At 69.8% G+C, this 2,248-nt stretch carries 2 protein-coding genes; both read left to right on the top strand.

Annotated features, from left to right (window positions below; genetic code table 11):
• Positions 1-946 (top strand): acyl-CoA dehydrogenase family protein (locus K0M70_RS14535; RefSeq protein WP_290783155.1); only part of this gene is annotated, 946 nt, incomplete at its 5' end.
• A 75-nt stretch (positions 947-1,021) separates the two neighbouring features.
• Positions 1,022-2,197, top strand: coding sequence for a thiolase family protein (locus tag K0M70_RS14530; RefSeq protein ID WP_290783153.1), 1,176 nt, complete (start codon positions 1,022-1,024; stop codon positions 2,195-2,197).
• Positions 2,198-2,248: the final 51 nt, after the last annotated feature.

Genomic DNA, 2,248 nt, shown 5'->3' with positions numbered 1-2,248 from the left:
GGTGGCGATGGAGGAAATATCGCGGGCTTCGGGCTCGGTGGGCCTGAGCTACGGCGCGCACTCGAACCTGTGCGTGGCCAACCTTTACGCCAATGGCAACGAGGCCCAGCGCCGCAAGTACCTGCCCGGCCTGTGCAGCGGTGAGCTCAAGGGCGCGCTGGCGATGAGCGAACCGGGTGCGGGCTCGGACGTGGTGGGTTCGATGAGCTGCCGCGCCGAGCTGCGCGACGGCACGTGGGTCGCCAACGGCAGCAAGATGTGGATCACCAACGGCCCCGAGGCCGACGTGCTGATCGTCTACATGCGCACCGCCGGCAAGGAAGCGGGCAGCCGCTGCATGACCGCCTTCCTGGTCGAAAAGGGCATGCCCGGCTTCAGCACCGCCCAGAAGCTCGACAAACTGGGCATGCGCGGATCGAACACCTGCGAGCTGGTGTTCGAAAACTGCGGGATTCCCGCCGAAAACGTCCTGGGTGAAGTGCACCAGGGCGTCAAGGTGCTGATGCGCGGCCTGAACACCGAACGCCTGGTGCTCACCGGCGGCCCCATCGGCCTCATGCAGGCCGCGCTGGACGTCGCCCTGCCCTACGTGCGCGAGCGCAAGCAGTTCGACCAGGCCATCGGGACCTTCGGCCTGATGCAGGGCAAGATCGCCGACATGTACACCGCGCTGCAGTCCAGCCGCGCCTTCGCCTACCAGGTGGCGCGCGACTTCGACGCCGGCCACGCCAGCCGGGTGGATTCCGCCAGCTGCCTGCTGCACGCCAGCGAATGCGCGGTGCAGGTGGCCCTGGAAGGCATCCAGGCCCTGGGCGGCAACGGCTACATCAACGAATACGCCACCGGCCGCATCCTGCGCGACGCCAAGCTTTACGCCATCGGCGCCGGCACCAACGAAATCCGCCGCATGCTGATTGGCCGCGAACTCTTCGAAGGCCGCGACTGACCTGCCCGCCCCCGGTGGCCGTCCGGCGGCGGCGCTATAATCGGGGGCTGATTTCCAACCAATTACGGAGCCCCCATGTCCAAGGTCGTCATCCTCGGTGCCAAGCGCACTGCCCTGGGAGCCCTGCTGGGCCAGTTCACCGGCGTGCCCGCCACGCAGCTGGGCGCCACCGCCATCCAGGCCGCCGTGGCGCAGTCGGGCGCCGATGTCGCCAATGTGTCCGAAGTGATCATGGGCTGCGTGCTGCCCGCCGGCCTCGGCCAGGCGCCGGCCCGCCAGGCGGCGCTGGGCGCCGGCCTGCCCACGTCGGCCGGCTGCACCACCATCAACAAGGTTTGCGGTTCGGGCATGAAGGCCATCATGCTGGGCCATGACCTGATCAAGGCCGGCTCGGCCGAAATGGTCGTGGCCGGCGGCATGGAGTCGATGACCAACGCCCCACACCTGCTCAACGGTTCGCGCACCGGCATCCGCTTCGGCAGCGCCGAGATGCTCGACCACATGGCTTGGGACGGCCTGACCAATCCCTACGACAAGAAGCCCATGGGCTCGTTCGGCGAACTGTGCGCCGGCAAGTTCGGCTTCACCCGCGAGGACCAGGACGCGTTCGCGGCAGAATCCGTGCGCCGCGCCCTGGCCGCCCAGGCCGACGGCGGCTTCAGGGACGAGATCGCCCCGGTCACCGTGTCGGGCCGCAAGGGCGACGTGGTGGTGGACACCGACGAACAGCCAGGCAAGTGCGACATCGGCAAGATCCCCAGCCTGCGCCCGGCCTTCCAGAAGGACGGCACGATCACGGCGGCCAGCTCTTCGAGCATCAACGACGGCGCCGCGGCCGTGGTGCTGGCGTCCGAAGCGTCCGCCAAGGCGCAGGGGCTGACCCCTCTGGCCACCATCGTTGCCCACGCCACCCACGCCCAGGCGCCGGAATGGTTCACCACCGCGCCCGTGGCGGCCATCCAGGCCGTGCTGGCCAAGGCCGGCTGGACGGTGGCCGACGTGGACCTGTTCGAAGTCAATGAAGCCTTCGCGGTGGTGGCCATGGCGCCCATCAAGGAACTGGGCATCCCGCACGACAAGCTCAACGTCAACGGTGGCGCCTGCGCCCTGGGCCACCCCATCGGCGCGTCCGGTGCCCGGCTGGTGGTGACCCTGCTGCACGCCCTGAAGCGTCGCGGCGGCAAGCGCGGCGTGGCGGCCCTGTGCATCGGCGGCGGCGAGGCGACGGCGATCGCGATCGAAATGGCCTGAAGCCGGCGGGCGGCCGGGCGGGGGGGGGGGGGGGGGGGGGGGGGGGGGGGG

It is taken from the genome of Arenimonas sp. (assembly GCF_019459675.1).
In the GTDB taxonomy this organism is placed as follows: domain Bacteria; phylum Pseudomonadota; class Gammaproteobacteria; order Xanthomonadales; family Xanthomonadaceae; genus Arenimonas.
Note: the sequence above shows the minus strand (reverse complement) of the source record. Positions and strands in the feature narration are given on the sequence as shown.